Below are 287 nucleotides of genomic sequence, written 5' to 3' on the forward strand. Positions count from 1 at the left end.
CCAGCCGCCGCGGTAATACCGGCGGCTCGAGTGGTGGCCACTTTTATTGGGCTTAAAGCGTTCGTAGCTGGGTTGTTAAGTCTCTTGGGAAATCTGGCGGCTTAACCGTCAGGCGTCTAAGGGATACTGGCAATCTTGGAACCGGGAGAGGTGAGGGGTACTTCGGGGGTAGGAGTGAAATCCTGTAATCCTCGAGGGACCACCTGTGGCGAAGGCGCCTCACCAGAACGGCTTCGACAGTGAGGGACGAAAGCTGGGGGAGCAAACCGGATTAGATACCCGGGTAG

The 287-nt window shown here is 57.5% G+C and carries 1 rRNA gene (running past one end of the window); it reads left to right on the forward strand.

Features of this window, described 5'->3' with window-relative positions:
• Window positions 1–287 (forward strand): 16S ribosomal RNA (locus BP737_RS07420) (its annotated part extends 622 nt beyond the left edge of the window); the annotation flags it as partial.

The sequence above is a fragment of the Methanoculleus sp. UBA291 genome (genome assembly GCF_002499755.1).
Taxonomy (GTDB): Archaea; Halobacteriota; Methanomicrobia; order Methanomicrobiales; family Methanoculleaceae; genus Methanoculleus; species Methanoculleus palmolei.